Annotated in this window: 16 protein-coding genes and 1 other RNA gene; 2 read left to right on the forward strand and 15 right to left on the reverse strand. The window is 55.5% G+C overall.

Annotated features, from left to right (window positions below):
* Positions 1-118: 118 nt before the first annotated feature.
* Positions 119-1,183 (reverse strand): AI-2E family transporter, encoded by a 1,065-nt coding sequence (locus AC27IT_RS03060; RefSeq protein WP_025847106.1) that lies wholly within the window; start codon positions 1,181-1,183, stop codon positions 119-121.
* Positions 1,184-1,559: 376 nt separating this feature from the next.
* Between AC27IT_RS03060 and AC27IT_RS03065 the strand changes: the two genes are divergently transcribed.
* On the forward strand, positions 1,560-2,246 hold the full coding sequence (locus AC27IT_RS03065) for a TerC family protein (protein WP_007782307.1): 687 nt from the start codon (positions 1,560-1,562) through the stop codon (positions 2,244-2,246).
* A gap of 118 nt (positions 2,247-2,364) precedes the next feature.
* Here AC27IT_RS03065 and AC27IT_RS03070 read toward each other — a convergent pair whose 3' ends face one another.
* The 8 genes from AC27IT_RS03070 to cymR all read right to left on the reverse strand — a co-directional run bounded on the left by AC27IT_RS03070 (position 2,365) and on the right by cymR (position 9,533).
* The gene (locus AC27IT_RS03070; protein ID WP_238500963.1) at positions 2,365-2,559 is read right to left on the reverse strand and encodes a hypothetical protein; all 195 of its coding nucleotides are present in this window, start codon (positions 2,557-2,559) and stop codon (positions 2,365-2,367) included.
* 31 nt (positions 2,560-2,590) lie between these two features.
* On the reverse strand, positions 2,591-2,797 hold the full coding sequence (locus AC27IT_RS03075) for a hypothetical protein (protein WP_005832479.1): 207 nt from the start codon (positions 2,795-2,797) through the stop codon (positions 2,591-2,593).
* 18 nt (positions 2,798-2,815) lie between these two features.
* Positions 2,816-3,313, reverse strand: coding sequence for a PRC-barrel domain-containing protein (locus AC27IT_RS03080; RefSeq protein WP_487091580.1), 498 nt, complete (start codon positions 3,311-3,313; stop codon positions 2,816-2,818).
* A gap of 74 nt (positions 3,314-3,387) precedes the next feature.
* Positions 3,388-5,649 (reverse strand): SF1B family DNA helicase RecD2, encoded by a 2,262-nt coding sequence (gene recD2 / locus AC27IT_RS03085; protein WP_007782317.1) that lies wholly within the window; start codon positions 5,647-5,649, stop codon positions 3,388-3,390.
* Between the two features lie 101 nt (positions 5,650-5,750).
* Positions 5,751-7,415: a methyl-accepting chemotaxis protein gene (locus AC27IT_RS03090; RefSeq protein ID WP_283859017.1), complete on the reverse strand. Its 1,665-nt coding sequence runs from the start codon at positions 7,413-7,415 to the stop codon at positions 5,751-5,753.
* A 117-nt stretch (positions 7,416-7,532) separates the two neighbouring features.
* The gene (locus AC27IT_RS03095) at positions 7,533-7,721 is read right to left on the reverse strand and encodes a hypothetical protein (protein ID WP_005832471.1); all 189 of its coding nucleotides are present in this window, start codon (positions 7,719-7,721) and stop codon (positions 7,533-7,535) included.
* A gap of 211 nt (positions 7,722-7,932) precedes the next feature.
* A complete protein-coding gene (locus tag AC27IT_RS03100) occupies positions 7,933-9,081 on the reverse strand; it encodes a cysteine desulfurase family protein (RefSeq protein WP_007782325.1) in 1,149 nt (382 codons plus the stop codon).
* A 32-nt stretch (positions 9,082-9,113) separates the two neighbouring features.
* Positions 9,114-9,533 carry a cysteine metabolism transcriptional regulator CymR gene (cymR, locus tag AC27IT_RS03105; RefSeq protein ID WP_005832467.1) on the reverse strand — a complete coding sequence of 140 codons (420 nt, stop codon included), beginning with the start codon at positions 9,531-9,533 and terminating at the stop codon, positions 9,114-9,116.
* Between the two features lie 98 nt (positions 9,534-9,631).
* Here cymR and AC27IT_RS03110 point away from each other — a divergent pair, with 98 nt between their 5' ends.
* Positions 9,632-9,805, forward strand: a complete 174-nt coding sequence (locus AC27IT_RS03110; protein WP_007782328.1) for a hypothetical protein — start codon at positions 9,632-9,634, stop codon at positions 9,803-9,805.
* Positions 9,806-9,821: 16 nt separating this feature from the next.
* On the opposite strand, the gene AC27IT_RS03115 is transcribed toward AC27IT_RS03110, so the two are convergent.
* From AC27IT_RS03115 to AC27IT_RS03140, 6 genes are all read right to left on the reverse strand, one after another.
* The gene (locus AC27IT_RS03115; RefSeq protein ID WP_005832466.1) at positions 9,822-11,180 is read right to left on the reverse strand and encodes an AAA family ATPase; all 1,359 of its coding nucleotides are present in this window, start codon (positions 11,178-11,180) and stop codon (positions 9,822-9,824) included.
* A gap of 6 nt (positions 11,181-11,186) precedes the next feature.
* Positions 11,187-11,942: a tRNA threonylcarbamoyladenosine dehydratase gene (locus AC27IT_RS03120; RefSeq protein ID WP_005832465.1), complete on the reverse strand. Its 756-nt coding sequence runs from the start codon at positions 11,940-11,942 to the stop codon at positions 11,187-11,189.
* Between the two features lie 69 nt (positions 11,943-12,011).
* Positions 12,012-12,193: non-coding RNA, 6S RNA (ssrS, locus tag AC27IT_RS03125), on the reverse strand.
* A gap of 49 nt (positions 12,194-12,242) precedes the next feature.
* Complete coding sequence (gene aspS, locus AC27IT_RS03130) at positions 12,243-14,033, reverse strand: aspartate--tRNA ligase (protein ID WP_025847095.1); 1,791 nt, start codon at positions 14,031-14,033, stop codon at positions 12,243-12,245.
* A gap of 34 nt (positions 14,034-14,067) precedes the next feature.
* Complete coding sequence (gene hisS / locus AC27IT_RS03135; RefSeq protein WP_197186413.1) at positions 14,068-15,348, reverse strand: histidine--tRNA ligase; 1,281 nt, start codon at positions 15,346-15,348, stop codon at positions 14,068-14,070.
* Positions 15,349-15,829: 481 nt separating this feature from the next.
* Positions 15,830-17,353 (reverse strand): coproporphyrinogen III oxidase, encoded by a 1,524-nt coding sequence (locus AC27IT_RS03140; RefSeq protein ID WP_007782341.1) that lies wholly within the window; start codon positions 17,351-17,353, stop codon positions 15,830-15,832.
* Positions 17,354-17,445 lie beyond the last annotated feature (92 nt).

Here is a 17,445-nt window from a genome sequence, read left to right on the forward strand (position 1 = left end):
TGAGCGCCCTCTCAACCGTGGAGCACCCTCTCTGTAGAAGGTCTGCAACGTACTCGTTCCCTCATTGATCTCTCTTGTACTCATTTGTTCGTATTATAAATTTTTTTCCTGATCCATGTCAACTTTCATGCATCATGACGGCGATTCGACTGATGACCACCTTGCATACGGCGAGCACAGGCACCGCCACGATCAGGCCGATAATGCCCCCGAGCGTCTCCCCGACCAGCAGCGCCACAATGATCGTCAGCGGATGCAGTTGCAAGGAGCGTCCGACGATGTTGGGCGACAAGATGTTTCCTTCCACCACCTGTATGACGAGGTTGACGGCGATGACGAACAGCAGCATTTTCGTCGAGATCGTCAAGGCGACGACCATCGCAGGCGCAGCGCCGATCAATGGCCCGATGTAAGGAATGATGTTCGTCAGGCACACGACTGCGGCGAGCACGAACGGATACGGCATGCCGATCAGCCAATAGCCGAGGTAAGCCAGCACGCCGACAACCAGGGCCACGATCATCTGCCCGTGTATGTAATTTCCGAGCGATTCGTTGATGTCCCGCAAGACGACCAGCACCTGCTTGCGGTACGACTTGGGCACGATCGACATGCCCGTCTCATGCAGCGCCTTCATGTCTTTTAAAAAATAGAAGGCGATAAACGGAACGATGGCGAAGGCGAACAGCTTGCCAAGCGAATTGCGCGCGTTGTTGACGAGCTTGGTCACAGAGTGGGACATCCCTTCCTGCGACTGGATAATCACCCGGTCGACCCCGTGCGAGATGCTGTCCGGCAAAAAGTATTTGTGCGCCTCCCACTCGCTCATCCACGTGTAGTACCACTCCATCAGCCGGGGCAAGTCGTCGGACAGCTCCACAAGCTGATTGGTGAAAACGGGGATGGCGTTGATGACAGCGACCGTGATGACCAGCACAAACGATGCGTAAATAAGCAGAACGGCCATCAGCCGTGGGACTCTCCTTTTTTCCAGCAGCACGACAATCGGGTGCAGCAAATACGCAATGACCAGGCCCAGGATGATGGGAATCAGCACTTCCTCCAAAAGAGCAAAAAGCTGGGCAAGGACCGGGCGAAGCATCCACAGCAGGTTGCCGATGACGAGCAGCGCGATCAGCCAAAGCGCAGCAGCAAACAGACGGCTTCGGCGCAGTTCATCCACGAAGGACACCTCCTCTCCATTTCCATTAGGGTGTGTTCTTCGCACAAAAATCATGTAACCTATTGACACCCGGAATACGCCGCAGTAGTATGGAGTTACAAGAGGATATCTCCAAAGGGGAGTAGCTTTTTCGCAACATAGTCGTCATTACGGGAGAAATCCCCGGCTATGTTGGCAACATGCTTTTTGGATGTTGTAAGCAAGACCTTTGCCTAACAGGTAAAAGGTCTATTTTTGTTTTCAAACGACCTTTGCCTGTCCAGGGAAAGGTCGTTTTCTTTTGTCTCCCTTTACACACACTATTAGGAGGTATCGAGAAAACGGCCGGTGGATGACTCGCTTTATTTTCAAACAGGATGAGGAGGAGGAAGAGAAAATGGAATTATTAATGCAACCTGAATTTTGGTCCGCCCTGCTTGCCATCATCGTCATCGACCTCGTGTTGGCCGGGGACAACGCGATTGTCATCGGGATGGCCGCGCGAAATCTGCCTGCCGAACAGCAAAAAAAGGCAATCGTCTGGGGAACGGTCGGTGCGATTATCATCCGGGCTTTGGCGACGCTGGCCGTTGTCTGGCTGCTGAAAATCCCTGGTCTGCTGCTTGTCGGTGGCTTGATCCTGATGTGGATTGCCCTCAAGCTGCTCGTCTCGGATGATGGCCACGAAAACATGAAGGCAAGCGGAAGCCTTGGCGCTGCGATCTGGACCATCATCGTGGCCGATACGGTCATGGGTCTCGATAACGTCATCGCCGTTGCCGGTGCTGCGCATGGTGATTTTCTACTCGTCATCATCGGGCTGGTCATCAGCGTGCCGATCATGGTGTGGGGAAGCACGCTGATTTTGAAAGTCATGGAGCGTTTCCCGATCGTGATCTACATCGGGGCTGGCGTTCTCGCCTATACGGCCGCAAGCATGGTGACAACCGAAAAATTCCTGGTGCCGTTCTTCACCGCGTACCCGTGGGTCAAATGGGTGTTCATCGTCGCTGTCGTCGTCGGCGTGCTGTTGATCGGACGCATGAAAAGCCAGCAGCAAAAACGACTGGCCGAACAAAACTAAGCTGTATTCCAAAGCTCCGTCGCCTCGATGCGACGGAGTTTTTTCATGCACAAAAAAAGCACCCGAACTCATCCTATGTTCGGGTGCTTCTGAACGTTCCTGTTGCCGCCACTTCTCGTTACCGGGTAAACGCACGCATCAGCTTGCGTCCCGTCTTCATCATCCGCGTCACATCGCGCATGGAGAAGGGCAACTGGTTCCAATTCAGCGAAAACCGACTGCGGCGGCGCGGGGCCATCAAATAGCCGATGACAGCCACAATTCCGCTTGTGGCAAGGACGCGCAAAAGGCTTCGAGTAAACAAGCGTGCCACCTCCAGTTGTTTTTACCGCATTGAGCAGTAGCTACATGTTCAGTTGTGCGGAAACGGTTTGATCTTCAATAAACAGATCGTTGAGCGAATGCAAGGACCCGTCTTCCTCCACCTGGTAGACAGAAGCAATCTGCTCGTTGGAAACGCTCATCTCTATAAAGCAATTCCAGCAGTAGTATTGATTGGTTCCAATCTTCCCTACGTCTTTGGAACTGCAGTTCGGGCAAATGACACGCATCACGCTTTTCCTCCCTTATCACGCCTGGCTACGAACAAAGTCCGGCACGATCAGGTTTTCCTCCCCGATGATGACGGAAGCCGGTGCAGACAGGCGCTTGCGCCCTTCTGTCACATCTGCAAACCAGCCGTTAGACAGTTCGTACCCTACAAGTTTCTCCCAGTTTGCTGAAAAGTAAACATCTTCCAGCCTGCCGAGAAGTTCTCCGGAAGCGGTAATGACCGCTTTTCCTTTTAGCTTTGTTTTTCCCGTCACGATGCCGACAGGTTCAAAACCGGCGAGATGAGGCAAGGGCGTGATCGCGGCTTTCCCCGTTACGGTAAGGCAGGACTCCCCTACCGCGTGAATCTGTTCGGTAGGAATATAGGTGCCTGAATGGAACCAACCCTGCTCGCTCAGCAAGACTCCTCGTACATGCCAAGTGGAGTCGCAAAGAATGTCACGAACGGTGCCAAGCGTCTCTCCGGTTTGGAGGCAAACTACTGGCAAGCCGACTGCATCCATTGCCTTGCGCATGTGGGACATCCCCCTTCCGCTCTTTTAGTATCGGGCGAAAGGCGCATGTCCATTCGGCGCAAATGGTTCCAGCTTTACTCCTGCTTCAGCCGCTCCTGCAAAAAGCTGTACCGCACACCTTCCTCGTCGGTTTCCACGGCTGCGCGAAACGCATCCGGCTCCCCGCACATGATGAGAAAAGACTTGCTCCGCGTAATGCCCGTATAAACGAGCTTGCGCCTGAGCATCCGGTAGTAGCTTTTGACGAACGGCATCACGACGATCGGAAATTCGCTCCCTTGTGATTTGTGTACGGAACAGCAGTAGGCAAGCGTCAGTTGATGGTAATCCGAACGCTTGTACACCACTTCCCGATTGTCAAAGGCAGCAACCAGCATCTCCTGGTTTTCTGCGTTTTCATTCGGGAAAAAAATCGCAACAATTTCACCCATATCACCGTTGAACACCTGTTCCTCGGCATTATTCACCAACTGCAGGACTTTGTCGCCTGTGCGAAAAGTCGTGTCCCCAAACGTCACCTCGCGCTTTTGTGGCGTTTTCGGGTTAAACAGCTCCTGCAGTTCTTCATTCAGCCGGTTTACCCCGGCATTTCCTTTATAAATAGGTGCCAAAACCTGTACATCTTTTGCCGTATATCCTTTTTTTACGGCTCCCAGGCAAATTTGTTTCACCGCTTCGGGGACATCTTGTGGCGAACTTGTGAAAAATCGCCGATCCGGGGTCGTATCGAGCAAATCGGCCGGAACGTGTCCTTTGCGCACATCATGCGCCAGCCGGATGATGGTAGACTCTTCGGCCTGGCGGTAAATCTCCGTCAACTGCACCAGCGGCAGCAGGCCGGAGCGGATCATGTCGAGCAGCACGTTACCCGGGCCGACGGACGGCAACTGGTCGGGGTCGCCGACCATGATGATCTGCATGTCGTCCGGCACGGCGCGAAACAACTGGTTCGCCAGCCAAATGTCGACCATCGACATCTCGTCCACGATCAACAGCCTGCCGCGAATCGGATGCTCGGCGTCGTGCTCGAAGCTCTCGCCTTTGTAGCCCAAAAGCCGATGGATGGTCATTGCAGGCAAGCCCGTCGTCTCCGTCATCCGTTTGGCAGCGCGTCCGGTCGGGGCCACGAGCAGGATCGGGAACGGATTTTCTTCGTTGTATTTTTTCAGGTCGAGCGACAGTCCGTGCAACTGCGAAAAGACGCGGCAAATCCCGCGAATCACCGTCGTTTTGCCCGTACCCGGTCCACCTGTGAGTAGCATCAGCCCGGATGTAATCGCCTGTTCAATCGCATCCCGCTGCGTCTGGGCATAGCTGATTCCAAGCTCGTCCTCCACGGCTCCCAGGGCCCGGTAAAATTCGGAGGCCGGAAACGATCCGAACGAATCGCGCCGGGCGAAGTGCCGCAGCCTTTTCGCCAAGCCCAGCTCCGCAAAAAACAGGGAAGGCAAATAGACGCGCTCGTCCTCCCAGGCAACTTTGCTCGCGACAAACAAAGCCTCGACAGCGCGCGTAATGTCTTCGCCGGAAAAAGCGTGCCCGCCGCACTCCGTCAACAGGCGGAGCGTCTTTTCACACAGCTCATCCACGGGCAAATAGACGTGGCCCTCGGAATAGGACGCCTCCTGCAGCACGAACAAGGCCGCCGCTTTTACGCGCTCTTCCGATGAGGCCGCTATGCCTGTCGCGCGGGCGATATCGTCTGCCCTCTTGAACCCGATTCCGGTAATATCCTCAATCAGCCGGTACGGCTCTTCCTTGAGCACCGTCATCGTCTCCAGCTTGTACGTCTGGTAAATCCTGAGCGCCATGTTCACGCCAATCCCGAAGTCGTACAGAAAGACCATCGCGCTCTCCAGCGAGCGATGCTCCAGGACGGACTCGTAAATGAGCTTGGCGCGCGATTCGGAAATGCCCTGGATTTCGGCAAGCCGCTCCGGATGATCTGCAATAATCGTCAACGCATCTACCCCAAGGTGCTCCACGATGCGCTTCGCCATCTTTTTGCCGATGCCTTGAAACAGCCCGCTGGCCAAATAGCGCTCCACGCCTGCCAACGTCTTCGGCGTTTCCCGCTCGTAGCGCTTGGCTACGTACTGCTGTCCAAAGCGCGCATGGGTCTTCCACTCGCCGTAGAACGTGTACAGCTCGTCCGGGTGAGGACGAGGGAAGTTGCCGACAATGATGACGTCCGATTCCTTGATCGCTTCCGTCGTCTCTTCTATTTTTAGACGAATCACGCCGTACCACGTTTCTTCGTTGTAAAAAATTTCTTGTGTCATATAGCCGCGAATAAAAGTTTCCGCAAACAGGGAGATTGATTGCTGCTCCTCCATCTCACCCTCTCCTCTCTTGCCTGCTCAAAGACGAGCAAAATGGCACGAACAGAAAAATCCACTTTTCCTGTTAAAGTGGATTTTTCTCGTAGTCATACGTTTTAAATTGTAAAGCGTTTTACTTGCTCTGACAACTGCTCCGCCATCTGGGCCAATGTTTCGGACGCTGCCGTCATTTCCTCGGTCGTCGCAGTCTGCTGTTCGGAAGCGGCCGCTACCTCCTGCGTATCCTTCGCGGCCGTATCCGCCAGCTCAGCGATTTTTTCGGAGTGTTCGACGAGCCGGAGCGTATCGCGGTGAATGGCCTGCGCGGCCTCGTTCATGCGGTACACTTGCTGGCTGACGTCCTGGACGGCGACCAAAATTTGCTGGAAGCCCTCGCCTGCGACGGCTACGCCGCCTCGTCCTTTCTGAACCGCTTCTGTCGTCGTCCCCATCGCCTGGACGGCCGCCAAAATATCGGTGTGAATCGTATGAATCAGGGAGGCAATCTCTTCTGCAGCATGCCCTGACTGCTCCGCGAGCTTTCGCACCTCCTGCGCGACTACAGCGAAACTTTTCCCTTGTTCGCCTGCGCGTGCCGCTTCAATCGCAGCATTCAATGCCAGCAGGTTCGTTTGATCGGAAATTTGCCGGATGATCGTGATGATCCCGATGATTTTTTCCGATTGCATGCCCAGCTCGCGGATGACCTGCTCGGTATTGCGGGCGTGGGTCGTAATCTCGTCCATCTCTTGCACAAGCCCTTTCAGCTTGCCCTCGCCATCCTGCGCCAAGCGGAACGCCTGTGTCGCATCGGTATTGACCCGCTCTGTGGCGGTCGCGATTTGCTGGATGTCGCCGCCGATCCGCGTCAAAAACCGCGTCGTATCGGCTACCGTCTGTTTTTGCGCCTCAGAGCCAGACGCGATCTCTGTGGAGGCGAGCGAGATTTGCTCCGCGGCGCGAGCGCTTTCTGCGGCACTGGCCGTCATTTCCTCGGAGGCGGCCGCCACCTGCTGGGACACGCGCTGCACCTCGCTCAACATGTTGCAGAACACTTCCATCATCTCGTTGTACATCGCAGACAGCTCGCCAAGCTCGTCCCGCGAGCGGACAGTCGCCCGCTTGGTCAGATCGCCTGCCTCGGCTATCTTCATCGCCGCTACCAGCTCCTTCAACGGACGAACGAGCCTGTTGACGATAAAAATTCCGGTAGCGAGCGCCACGATTGCGCTGATTAGATTCAACAAAAACATCACCGGACGGCTGCTCTCGATCGGCGCGAGCAAGTCGTCCTGATAGCTGCCGATGGCGAGAATCCATCCGTTCGGCAAAGCCTCGTACACGGCCAGCTTCGTCGCTCCCTGGAACTCGTATTCCAGCCAGCCGTTCTTCTTGCTCAGCATCTCCTGCATGAACGCCTCGCCCGCAAGCGACGTATTTTGCACGCTCGGGTCAGGGTGGAAGATCGGCACCCCTGTTTCATCGACAATATAGGCGTAGCCGACCATGCCATTCGGCTTGTAGTAGCTGTCGGCTACCTCGCGAATGATTTCATCAATTTTCTGTCTATTTCCGTCATTGAGCGTCGTCGCCTGGACGTAAGGGGCCAGTTCCCGCGCTTTCATTTTGGTTATGTATTGCAAGTCGGAAACAGTCAACCGATAGACTGCACTCCGAGCATTTTCAAACTGGATATACCCGACTACCATCAGCGGAAGCATGGTCAGGAAGAGAATGGTAAGCACCAGTTTGTAGCGAATCGAGAAACGTCTGGCCATCATGATTTTCCTCTCCTTTAAGATGCCGAAAGATTTGGTTCTTCCGACATAGTTCTACAGAATCATTTTATCATTGTCATCCACAATTAACCACAAGTGCCACATAATTAGAAAAATTGGTTAGAAAAACAAAAGCAGATTGCAAACTATGCTTGCAATCTGCTTTTTCTTTACGTCACGGTCGTCGTCGTCGCTGTCAGGACAATTTTCAGGCTTCAACAGCTTTTGCTGCCTGATCGCCTCCGCCTCCCTGAACAGCGGAGCCTCGATTTTTCTCGCTTGCAGCTCGGAAGCTTTGTTCGTAAACATGTATGCTCACCTTGGAAAACCGACGTCAGTAGTAACGTATGCTTGGCAGGTACGGTTGGAAGCCGTTCGATCAACCATTTTTTTCCACGAGACAAAAACCAATAAAACTTGGCTGTGCCAGGCGATTGGCGAAGCTTTGGTTGCACAAAAAAACCGCTCGGAGGCACTTTCCTGCTTCCGGGCGGTTTTCGCTGGTTTGTCGTGTGTTCCATTACTTGCTACGCACGAGACGATTGACGATTTGCGCCACTGTCTGCGCGGCTTGTCTTGCTTCCTCGACGGTGTTCGTAATGCCGAAGCTGAAGCGGATCGCGGACCGGGCGATTTCGTCTTCCAGTTGCATCGCCACGAGCACGTGCGACAGCTCCAGGGAGCCTGACGTGCACGCCGAGCCGCTGGCGGCTGCGATTCGCGCCAAATCGAGATTCATCAGCATCGTTTCCGTGTGTACGCCCGGGAAGCTGACATTGAGAATGTGCGGCAGCACGTTTGTCGGGTGTCCATTGACGTGGAAAGCGATTCCCGCCTCTTCCCAAACCGCGCGCATGGCAGCCTTCATTTGCTCGTATTTGGCAACGCGGTCTGCCATCTCCTCCGTCGCTACTTTTGTCGCTTCGGCAAATCCGACGATTCCCGCCAGATTTTCCGTGCCTGCCCTGCGCTTGCGTTCCTGCGACCCGCCGTGCAAGATCGGCGAAACCGGCACCTTGCGCCCGAGGTACAGGGCGCCTACGCCTTTGGGACCGTTGATTTTGTGCGCGGACACGGAGAGCATGTCCACAGGAAGCTGTCTTGCGCGAATCGGCAGCACGCCGAATGCCTGAACGGCATCCGTATGAAAAATAATGCCTTTTTCCTGCAGGAAAACGCCGATTTCTTCAATCGGCTGAATCGTTCCAACCTCGTTGTTGCCGTACATGATCGAGACGAGCACGGTATCCGGTCGGACAGCCTGCTTCACATCTTCCAGCCGGACAGAGCCTGTCTTATCTACAGGCAAATACGTCACTTCAAACCCTGCCTGCTCCAAATATTCGCAAGCGTGCAGGACGGCGTGGTGCTCGATTTGCGTCGTAATGACGTGACGGCCTCGTTCGCGCTGCGCCATCGCCCCGCCAATGACCGCCATATTGTCGGCTTCCGTCCCGCCGCTGGTAAAGATGAGCGATTGCGGATCGGCATCCATAAAGCTTGCGATCGCATCCCGTGCTTGCTCCAGTGCCTTGCGCGCCTCGCGTCCGGCAGCGTGGACACTGGACGGGTTGCCAAATACTTGCGTCAAGTACGGAGTCATCGCCGCGAGTACGCGGGGATGCACCGGAGTCGTAGCAGCGTGGTCAAAATACAACATGTCAGACACTGTGTCACCTTCTACTGGCTTGGTAGCCGTGCTTAAATGTAAAACATATAGTTATCGGTATGCCCGTCGTCTTCATAGCTAATCAAATCTTGCAGCGAGGTGGCATCGAGCACCGCCGAAATGCTGTCGCGAATGCGCAGCCACAAATGGCGCTTCGCCGGGTCCTCTTCCTCCGCAAACTCAACTGGGCTGATCGGCCCTTCCAGTACGCGAATGACATCCCCTGCGGAGATTTCATCCGGTTGTTTTGCCAAAACGTAGCCGCCGTAGGCTCCGCGAATACTTTTTACCAATCCTGCGTTGCGCAAAGGCGCAATCAACTGCTCCAAGTAATGCTCGGACAATTCGTGCTTCTGGGCAATGCTGCGCAAGGAGGTCGGTCCCTCTCCTACACGGTTGGCCAACTCCATCATGATTGTCAGTCCGTAGCGTCCTTTCGTAGAAATCTTCACGTAGCAACTCTCCTCTTATTCTTGTGTTTACCCACTCCCTTAGCCTACATGACTTGGGCGTCCTGGGACACACTAGCATCTTGGGGGGTGAAATTAAAATGGCAACGAACAAACGCTCGGAACGAGGACGCAACCACCCGTCCGACACCTTGTACGACCAGCCTGCGGGCACCATTGCCCACAAAGCCCGCTACGGGGCAAGCGAACAGAGCAAACAGCCGAATGAAAATGGCGATTTGCCGAACAAACCCGGCGGAGACGTCCGCACCTGATGTTTGGCTCCCCCTCTTACTCGGGGGAGTTTTTCTTCGGCAATCCGCGAGCATCCAGCTTTTGCCGCTCTTCCTGAAAGCGCCGGATATGCCGCTCATAGCCAAAATCCTTTGGCTGATAAAACGAATAATTCACACCGTCAGGCAGATACTGTTGGGGCACATATCCATACGGGTAATCGTGCGGGTACAAATATCCCTGACCGTGTCCCAGCTTGGCTGCGCCCTTGTACGCCGAATCTCGCAAATGAATCGGAACCTGCTTGTGGCCGTCCGTCCGAATCCGGGCCAGCGCCGAGTTGATTCCGTTGTAGGCAGCATTGCTTTTCGGAGCCGTAGCCAAATACGTCGTTGCCTGGGCCAGAGGGATTCGTCCCTCGGGCATCCCCACCAATTCTACCGCCTGAAAGCAGGCCACCGCAACCGAGATCGCCTGCGGGTCCGCATTTCCAATGTCCTCGGAAGCCGAAATCACCAGTCGGCGCGAAATGAAACGGGGATCTTCTCCCGCATCAATCATCCTCGCCAGCCAATATAACGCGGCATCCGGGTCAGAGCCGCGGATGGATTTGATAAAAGCCGAAATCGTATCGTAATGATTGTCGCCGCTCTTGTCGTAGCGAACAGCGCGCCGCTGGATGGACTCGACGGCCACGTCCAGGGTCACCGTCACGCCGCCGTCCGGACCAGGAGGCGTCGTCGTCACCGCCAGCTCCAAGGCGTTCAACAGCCGTCTGGCGTCTCCTTCCGCGTACTGGATCAAGTGTTCGGCCGCTTCCTTCGTCACGGTGACAGACAGTTCTGCCAATCCGTTTTCTTCATCGTTCAGCGCCCGCTCCATCACCTGCTGCAGCTCCTCATGCGACAGCGACTGCAGGGCAAACACTTGCGAGCGCGACAGCAAGGCCGGATTGACCTCGAAATACGGATTTTCCGTCGTGGCGCCAATCAAAATGATCGTTCCTTCCTCCACGTAAGGAAGAAGCGCGTCCTGCTGGGACTTGTTGAAGCGGTGAATCTCGTCGACGAACAGCGTCGTCCGCTGGTTGTCCATCACGAGCCGCTCTTTCGCTGCGTCCACGACTTTGCGGATGTCCGCCACCCCTGCCGTGACCGCGTTCAGCTCGGAAAAATGCGTCCGGGTGGTGCGGGCAATCACTTTGGCCAGCGTCGTCTTTCCCGTGCCGGGCGGACCGTAAAAAATGAGCGACGACACTTGATCGGCTTCAATCGCCCGGCGCAGCAGCTTGCCCGGCGCCAAAATGTGCGATTGGCCGATCACTTCCTGAATCGTCTTGGGCCGCATGCGCGCAGCGAGCGGCTTTTGCTTGCGGCCCCCTTCTTGGTCATAGGCATACGAAAACAGATCGTTCATGCTATCCTATCCTTTTACGGGCTGCCAGTCCAACAGGTCACGCACGACGACGCTGGCCAGAATCAGGCCAGCTACGGATGGAACAAAAGCGTTGCTCGCTGGAGGCTGCCGCACTTTGCTGATCGGGGAGTTCGGGTTGGACACGATTTTTTCCCGCACATCTGTGCGAACGGTCACCGGAATCTCTCTGGAGTAAACCACCTTGACGCCTTTGTAAATGCCTTTTTTGCGCAGTTCGCGGCGAATGACCTTGGCAATCGGGTCATAGCTCGTCTGGGAAATATCCGCGACCTCAAAACGGGTCGGGTCCATCTTGTTGGCGGCCCCCATGCTGGAGATGATGGGAATATGGCGGCGCTTCGCTTCCTGGATCAGATGCAGCTTGGCCGACATCGTATCCATGGCGTCCACGATGTAGTCGAACTCGTGGGCAAACAGTTGCTCGGCCGTCTCTTCGTTGTAAAACATGTTGAGCGTCACGACTTCGCATTCCGGATTGATCGCGGCGATCCGCTCTTTCATCAGCTCTGCCTTTTTCTGTCCGATCGTGTGGAGCGTCGCGTGAATTTGACGGTTGATGTTGGTGATGTCAACCACATCCTTGTCCACGAGCACAAGCTTGCCGACACCTGTACGGGCCAGCGCTTCCACTGTGAAGGAGCCGACGCCGCCGACACCGAGAACGGCGACGCGGCTGTTTTTCATTTTTTCCAAACCTTCGGGACCGAAGGCCAATTCGCAACGGGAAAATTGATGAAGCATCGTAGGTTTCACCTTTCATTCGCAAGTAAAATGATAGTCAATCGGAAAAGTAGGAATCACAAAGAAAAAAGGAGCCCCATTATGCCGTGTAGCTCCTTAGTTTTGAACCTGCTAATCGCAGGTGGGTGTCTTGCCCAACTGTTGCAGACGTCCACTCGACGGAGGCATGCCTTTACAATTGCGGACGAAAAACTCCCGAGACAAACTTTGTGGCTCAAAACTATCGGATGTCACGAACATCGCAGGGCTTGTAGCTAGTATTACCAATGTATCAAAGAGCAATGCAGTTGCGCAAGTCGATTACGCTTCTACCTTTTCTTCTTCTTTTGCCAGCGTGGCGATAGACAGCTCTGTCAGTTGCTTTGGCGCTACCACATCTGGCGCATTGACCATCAGGTCGCTTGCGCTTGCCGTTTTCGGGAACGCGATGACTTCGCGCAGGTTGGTGCGGCCAGCCAGCAGCATAATCAGACGGTCCAGGCCGAGCGCGATACCGCCGTGCGGAGGCGTGCCGTACTCGAATGCATCCAGGAGGAAGCCGAATTGTTCATGCGCTTCTTCTTGTGTGAAGCCGAGTGCCTTGAACATTTTTTCCTGCACGTCGCGTTTGAAAATCCGCATGGAACCGCCGCCCAGCTCGTAGCCGTTCAGTACCATGTCGTACGCTTGCGCACGGATTTGGCCCGGATCGGTGTCGAACAGGTGCAGGTCTTCGTCTTTTGGACGAGTGAACGGATGGTGCAGCGCCACGTAGCGTTTTGCTTCCTCATCCCACTCGACCAGCGGGAAGTCGACGACCCACAGGAACGCGAACTTGCTCTGGTCGATCAGGCCGAGTTCCGCACCGAGCTTGGAGCGCAAGGCGCCCAATGCGTCCGCGACGACTTTTGGCTTGTCGGCGACGAACAAAAGCAGGTCGCCTTCTTCGACTTCGAGGCGTTTTTTCAGTTCGTTGATCTCTTCTTCTTTAAAGAACTTGGCGATCGGGCCTTTTACTTCGCCGTCCTTGAAGCCCATGTACGCAAGACCTTTCGCGCCGTAGCGGGCCGCGAATTTTTGCAGGTCATCCGCTTCTTTGCGGGAGTAGTGGCCGCAGCCTTTGGCGTTGATCGCTTTTACTTGTCCGCCGCCAGCGACAACGCTTGCGAAAACTTTGAAGTCGCTTGTCGCAACCAGGTCGGATACGTCTGTCAGTTCCATGCCGAAGCGCACGTCCGGTTTGTCGGAGCCGTAGCGCGCCATCGCTTCCGCGTAAGTCAGGCGCGGGAACGGCGTCGGAACGTCCACGCCGATCGTTTGCTTGAACACGTGCGCGACCATTTTTTCCATCATCGGCAAAATTTCTTCCATCGACAGGAAGGACGTCTCGATGTCCACCTGGGTGAACTCAGGCTGGCGGTCAGCGCGCAAGTCTTCGTCGCGGAAGCAGCGCACGATCTGGTAATAGCGCTCCAGACCGGATACCATCAGAAGCTGCTTGAACAACTGTGGCGATTGCGGCAGCGCGTAAAACTCGCCTGGATGCACGCGGGATGGCACGAGGTAGTCGCGCGCGCCCTCTGGCGTGCTCTTGGTCAGCATCGGCGTCTCCACTTCCACGAAGCCGTTCTCGTCGAGGTAGTCGCGGAATGCTTTTGCCGCTTTGCTGCGCAGAATCAAGGAACGCTGCATTTCCGGACGGCGCAGGTCGAGGTAGCGGTATTTCAGGCGAACCTGTTCATCGACGTCGATGTCGTCCTCGATTTGGAACGGAGGCGTTTTGGCGTCGTTCAAAATTTGGATTTCGGAGATGTGAACTTCGACTTCACCCGTTTTCAGCTTCGGATTGACGGCTTCCGGCGCGCGGTTCACGACGTTTCCTTTTACCACCAGCACGTACTCGCTGCGCACTTTGTCAGCGGCTTCCCACGCTGCCTTGTTGTGCTCCGGATTGAAGACGATTTGCACGATCCCTGTGCGGTCGCGGAAGTCGATGAAAATGACCCCGCCGAGGTCGCGGCGCTTTTGCACCCAGCCGTTCAGTACGATTTCCTGCCCTACATGTGCTGTTGTCACTTCACCGCAATGTACGGTGCGATATTGCCAAGACATGATGATTTCCCCCACTTTTGGTTTGTTGGTTTTGTTAGTTTGCTTGTTGTACTTTTGCCGCCAGGACAGAGACAAATTCGTCCTGCTTGATCTCCTGCTGCTCGCCTGTTGCCATTTCCTTCAGGACAACCGTGCCGCTTGCCAGCTCGGACTCTCCGATGATCGCGGTGAAACGGGCAGACAGCCGATCCGCTTGCTTGAGCTGCGCCTTCATTTTCCGGTCGAGATAGTCCAGCTCAGCGGCCACGCCCGCCTGACGCAGTTGGTCGACGAGAATAAACGCGCCTTTTTTCGCTTCCGGCGTCTGCACGACGACGAAGCAGTCGATCCCGCCGGTAATCGGCAACTGCACGCCCTGCTTTTCCAGGGCCAGCAGCAAGCGCTCGATACTCAGCGCGAAGCCGATTCCCGGCATGTCGTCGCCGCCCAGCTCCGCGACCAGACCGTTGTAGCGTCCGCCGCCGCAAAGCGTTTCCACCGCGCCGATTTCCGCCATCTTGATTTCAAAAGCGGTCAGCGTGTAGTAGTCCAGTCCGCGAACCAGACGCGGGTTGACATGGTACGGAATGTCGAGCGCAGTCAGGTAGTCTTTCACGGCTTCGAAGTGAGCCGCCGACTCTTCGCTCAAGTAATCCAGAATGGATGGAGCGTCTTTGGTTAATGTTTTGCACTTTTCGTTTTTGCAGTCGAGCACGCGCAGCGGATTGCGGTCAATCCGGGATTGGCAATCCTCGCACAGCTCGGAGCGCACGCCGTTCAGATGCGCCAGCAGATGCTCGCGGTGGCGCGCCCGGTCTTCTACCGTCCCGACGCTGTTCAACTCGACGGACAGCCCTGTCAGTCCCAGCTCCTGGTACAGACGAATGGCAAGCCCGATCACCTCGGCGTCAATCGCCGGATCGCTCGAACCGATCGCTTCGGCCCCGAATTGCACGAATTGGCGGTAGCGCCCTGCCTGCGGACGCTCGTGCCGGAACATCGGCCCCAGGTAGTACAGCTTGGTCGGCTGATTTGGCGAACCGTACAGCTTGTTTTCCACGTAGGAGCGAACGACGCCCGCCGTCCCTTCCGGACGCAGCGTGAGCGCATCGTTGCTGCGCGGGTTGGCCACGCTGTACATTTCTTTTTCCACGATGTCCGTAGTCTCGCCTACGCCCCGCTGAAACAGCTCCGTGCTCTCGAACAGCGGCGTGCGAATCTCCGCGTAGTTAAAGCGGCGGCACAGCTCGCGGGCTTTTGCTTCTACGTAGTGCCACAGCTCTACGGTACCTGGCATAATATCCTGCGTACCGCGGGGAATCTGGATTCTCGTCATTCCTCTCGAACCTCCATGTCTTTTGAAAAACTCGGGCTACGCCAAACCTCCAGGATGAGACAACTTTTTTCGCTGACAAATAAAAAAGTCCCTCGCCTCCTGACATTCAGCAATTCGCCACATGTCAGGGACGAGAGACTGGTTATACTCCCGTGGTGCCACCCTGTTTGAACAGCCTTATGTAAAAAGGCTATCCCACTTATTAGCCGTTAACGCCGGCGGACGCCTGCCAGTTACTGAGGAGTCGAGGCCGATGCCTCGCCCGTTCACTGCGGTCTTCGGGGATGTCATTCACCAAGTCGTGATACGAAAGCACTCTCAGCCACGGCGCTTCCTCTCTGGTTATCCGTTTCATTGGATACTTGTTCCCGTCATCAGATCGTTGTATCAAAAAGCTTATTGTGAATCATAGCAAACCAGTCAGCGGGCGTCAACAGGCGCTCCATAAAACTTTTTTTACTACGCTATGCGGCAAGACGCCCTATGCGTGCGCCTCTTTTTCTCTACCTGTCGCCCCGGCGTAAATTTCGTCAAGGTCGCGCAGCTTGTTGTCCACCAGCGTCTTGTACGTGTCGTTGTACGTCTTCGGGTCTTTCGGATTCGGAAACCGCTTCAGCTTGCCGCTGCCCGGCGCCATCAGCTTGGAGACGGCGCCGCAGCCAAGGCCGAGAATCGTCTGCACCTCTTCCATAATCATGATGTTGTAGATGCTTTCCTGACCGGGCTTGGCATAGCCGACATTCTCTAGGTTACCCAAAATGTTTTTTTGGCGATACAGATAATACGGATTGTAGCCGTTCGCGGCTGTCCAGGCGGAAGCCATCTCCATCATCCTGCTGATCTCGTCGCGGCTGGCTACCTTGTAGCGCTCCTTGTTCTGGGTCATCTCGGAAGCTCGTTTAAACGACAAGGTATGCACAGTCAGCGAGGCCGGCATCAGCTTCTCCACTTGTTCGAGGCTGTGCACAAGCTCGGCCACGCCCTCGTTGGGCAGCCCGATAATCAGGTCCATGTTGATATTGGTCAGGCCCATTTCCATAGCGAGATGGTACTTTTCAATCGTCTCCTCGACGGTGTGGTGGCGGCCGATCGCGCGGAGCGTCTCTTGCGTGAACGACTGGGGATTGATGCTGATCCGGTCCACCTCCCAGCGCTTCATCACGCTGAGCTTTTCGGCGGTAATCGTATCCGGCCTGCCCGCTTCGACGGTCAGCTCGCGCACCCCGTCCATATGCGGAAAGCTGCGGTGCATCGTCTCAAACAACTGGTTCATGTCCTCTGCCGTAATGCTCGTCGGCGTGCCGCCCCCAAAGTAGATGGAGGTGATGCGCTGGTCGTTTTTCGTCAGCCACTCGCCCATTTTCTCGATCTCATAGTGCAGCCCTTCGAGGAACGGATTGACCGAAGCCGTATGGCTGCGAATCGCATAGGCAGGAAACGTACAGTACGCGCATTTCGTCGGACAGAAAGGAATGCCGATGTACACGGACAGCTCGCGGTCGATCTGGTACAGGTCGGGTACCACCTGAAGCTGCTTGTCGACGATCGCTTGCAAGAGCTTCAGCTTGTACGGGCGCAAAATCACATCCTGCTGGAGCTTCCGGTGCGCTTCCTCGCGTCCGACACCTGCCACGTTCAACTGGTGCAGCAGCTTGGTCGGGCGAATGCCTGTGAGGATGCCCCAGCCTTGCTCGATCCCGGTATATTCTTCCAGCATCAGCAACAGGGCGTAGCAGAGCGCCTGCTTGGCCGTTTTGCGCATCGCTTTTTCATCGCGCGAGACGTAATTGCGCTTGACTTGATGGGCGAGTTGCCTGTTTCCGGCGAAAAGCTCGCCCGAAGCTACAACTCCCTCTTCCTGTACAGCAAGTGCCAGCTTTATTCGCATATCGGCGTCGCCTTCCCACGAAGAGACGAAGGCGAGCGCGGGGTCTTCGTAAAACAAGGCGAGAATCAAGGAGAGTTCGCGCTCAAAGGCGTGTCCCTCGCACTTTATTTGAATCATCGTTCGTTCACCTGCTTTTTTAAAATGCCACTCCTCATCATAGCTGACGGAGTTCCCCCCGGTCAACAAAAGCAAGGAGCGGCACTTCAGGC

The sequence above is a fragment of the Brevibacillus sp. YAE8 genome, assembly GCF_057543335.1.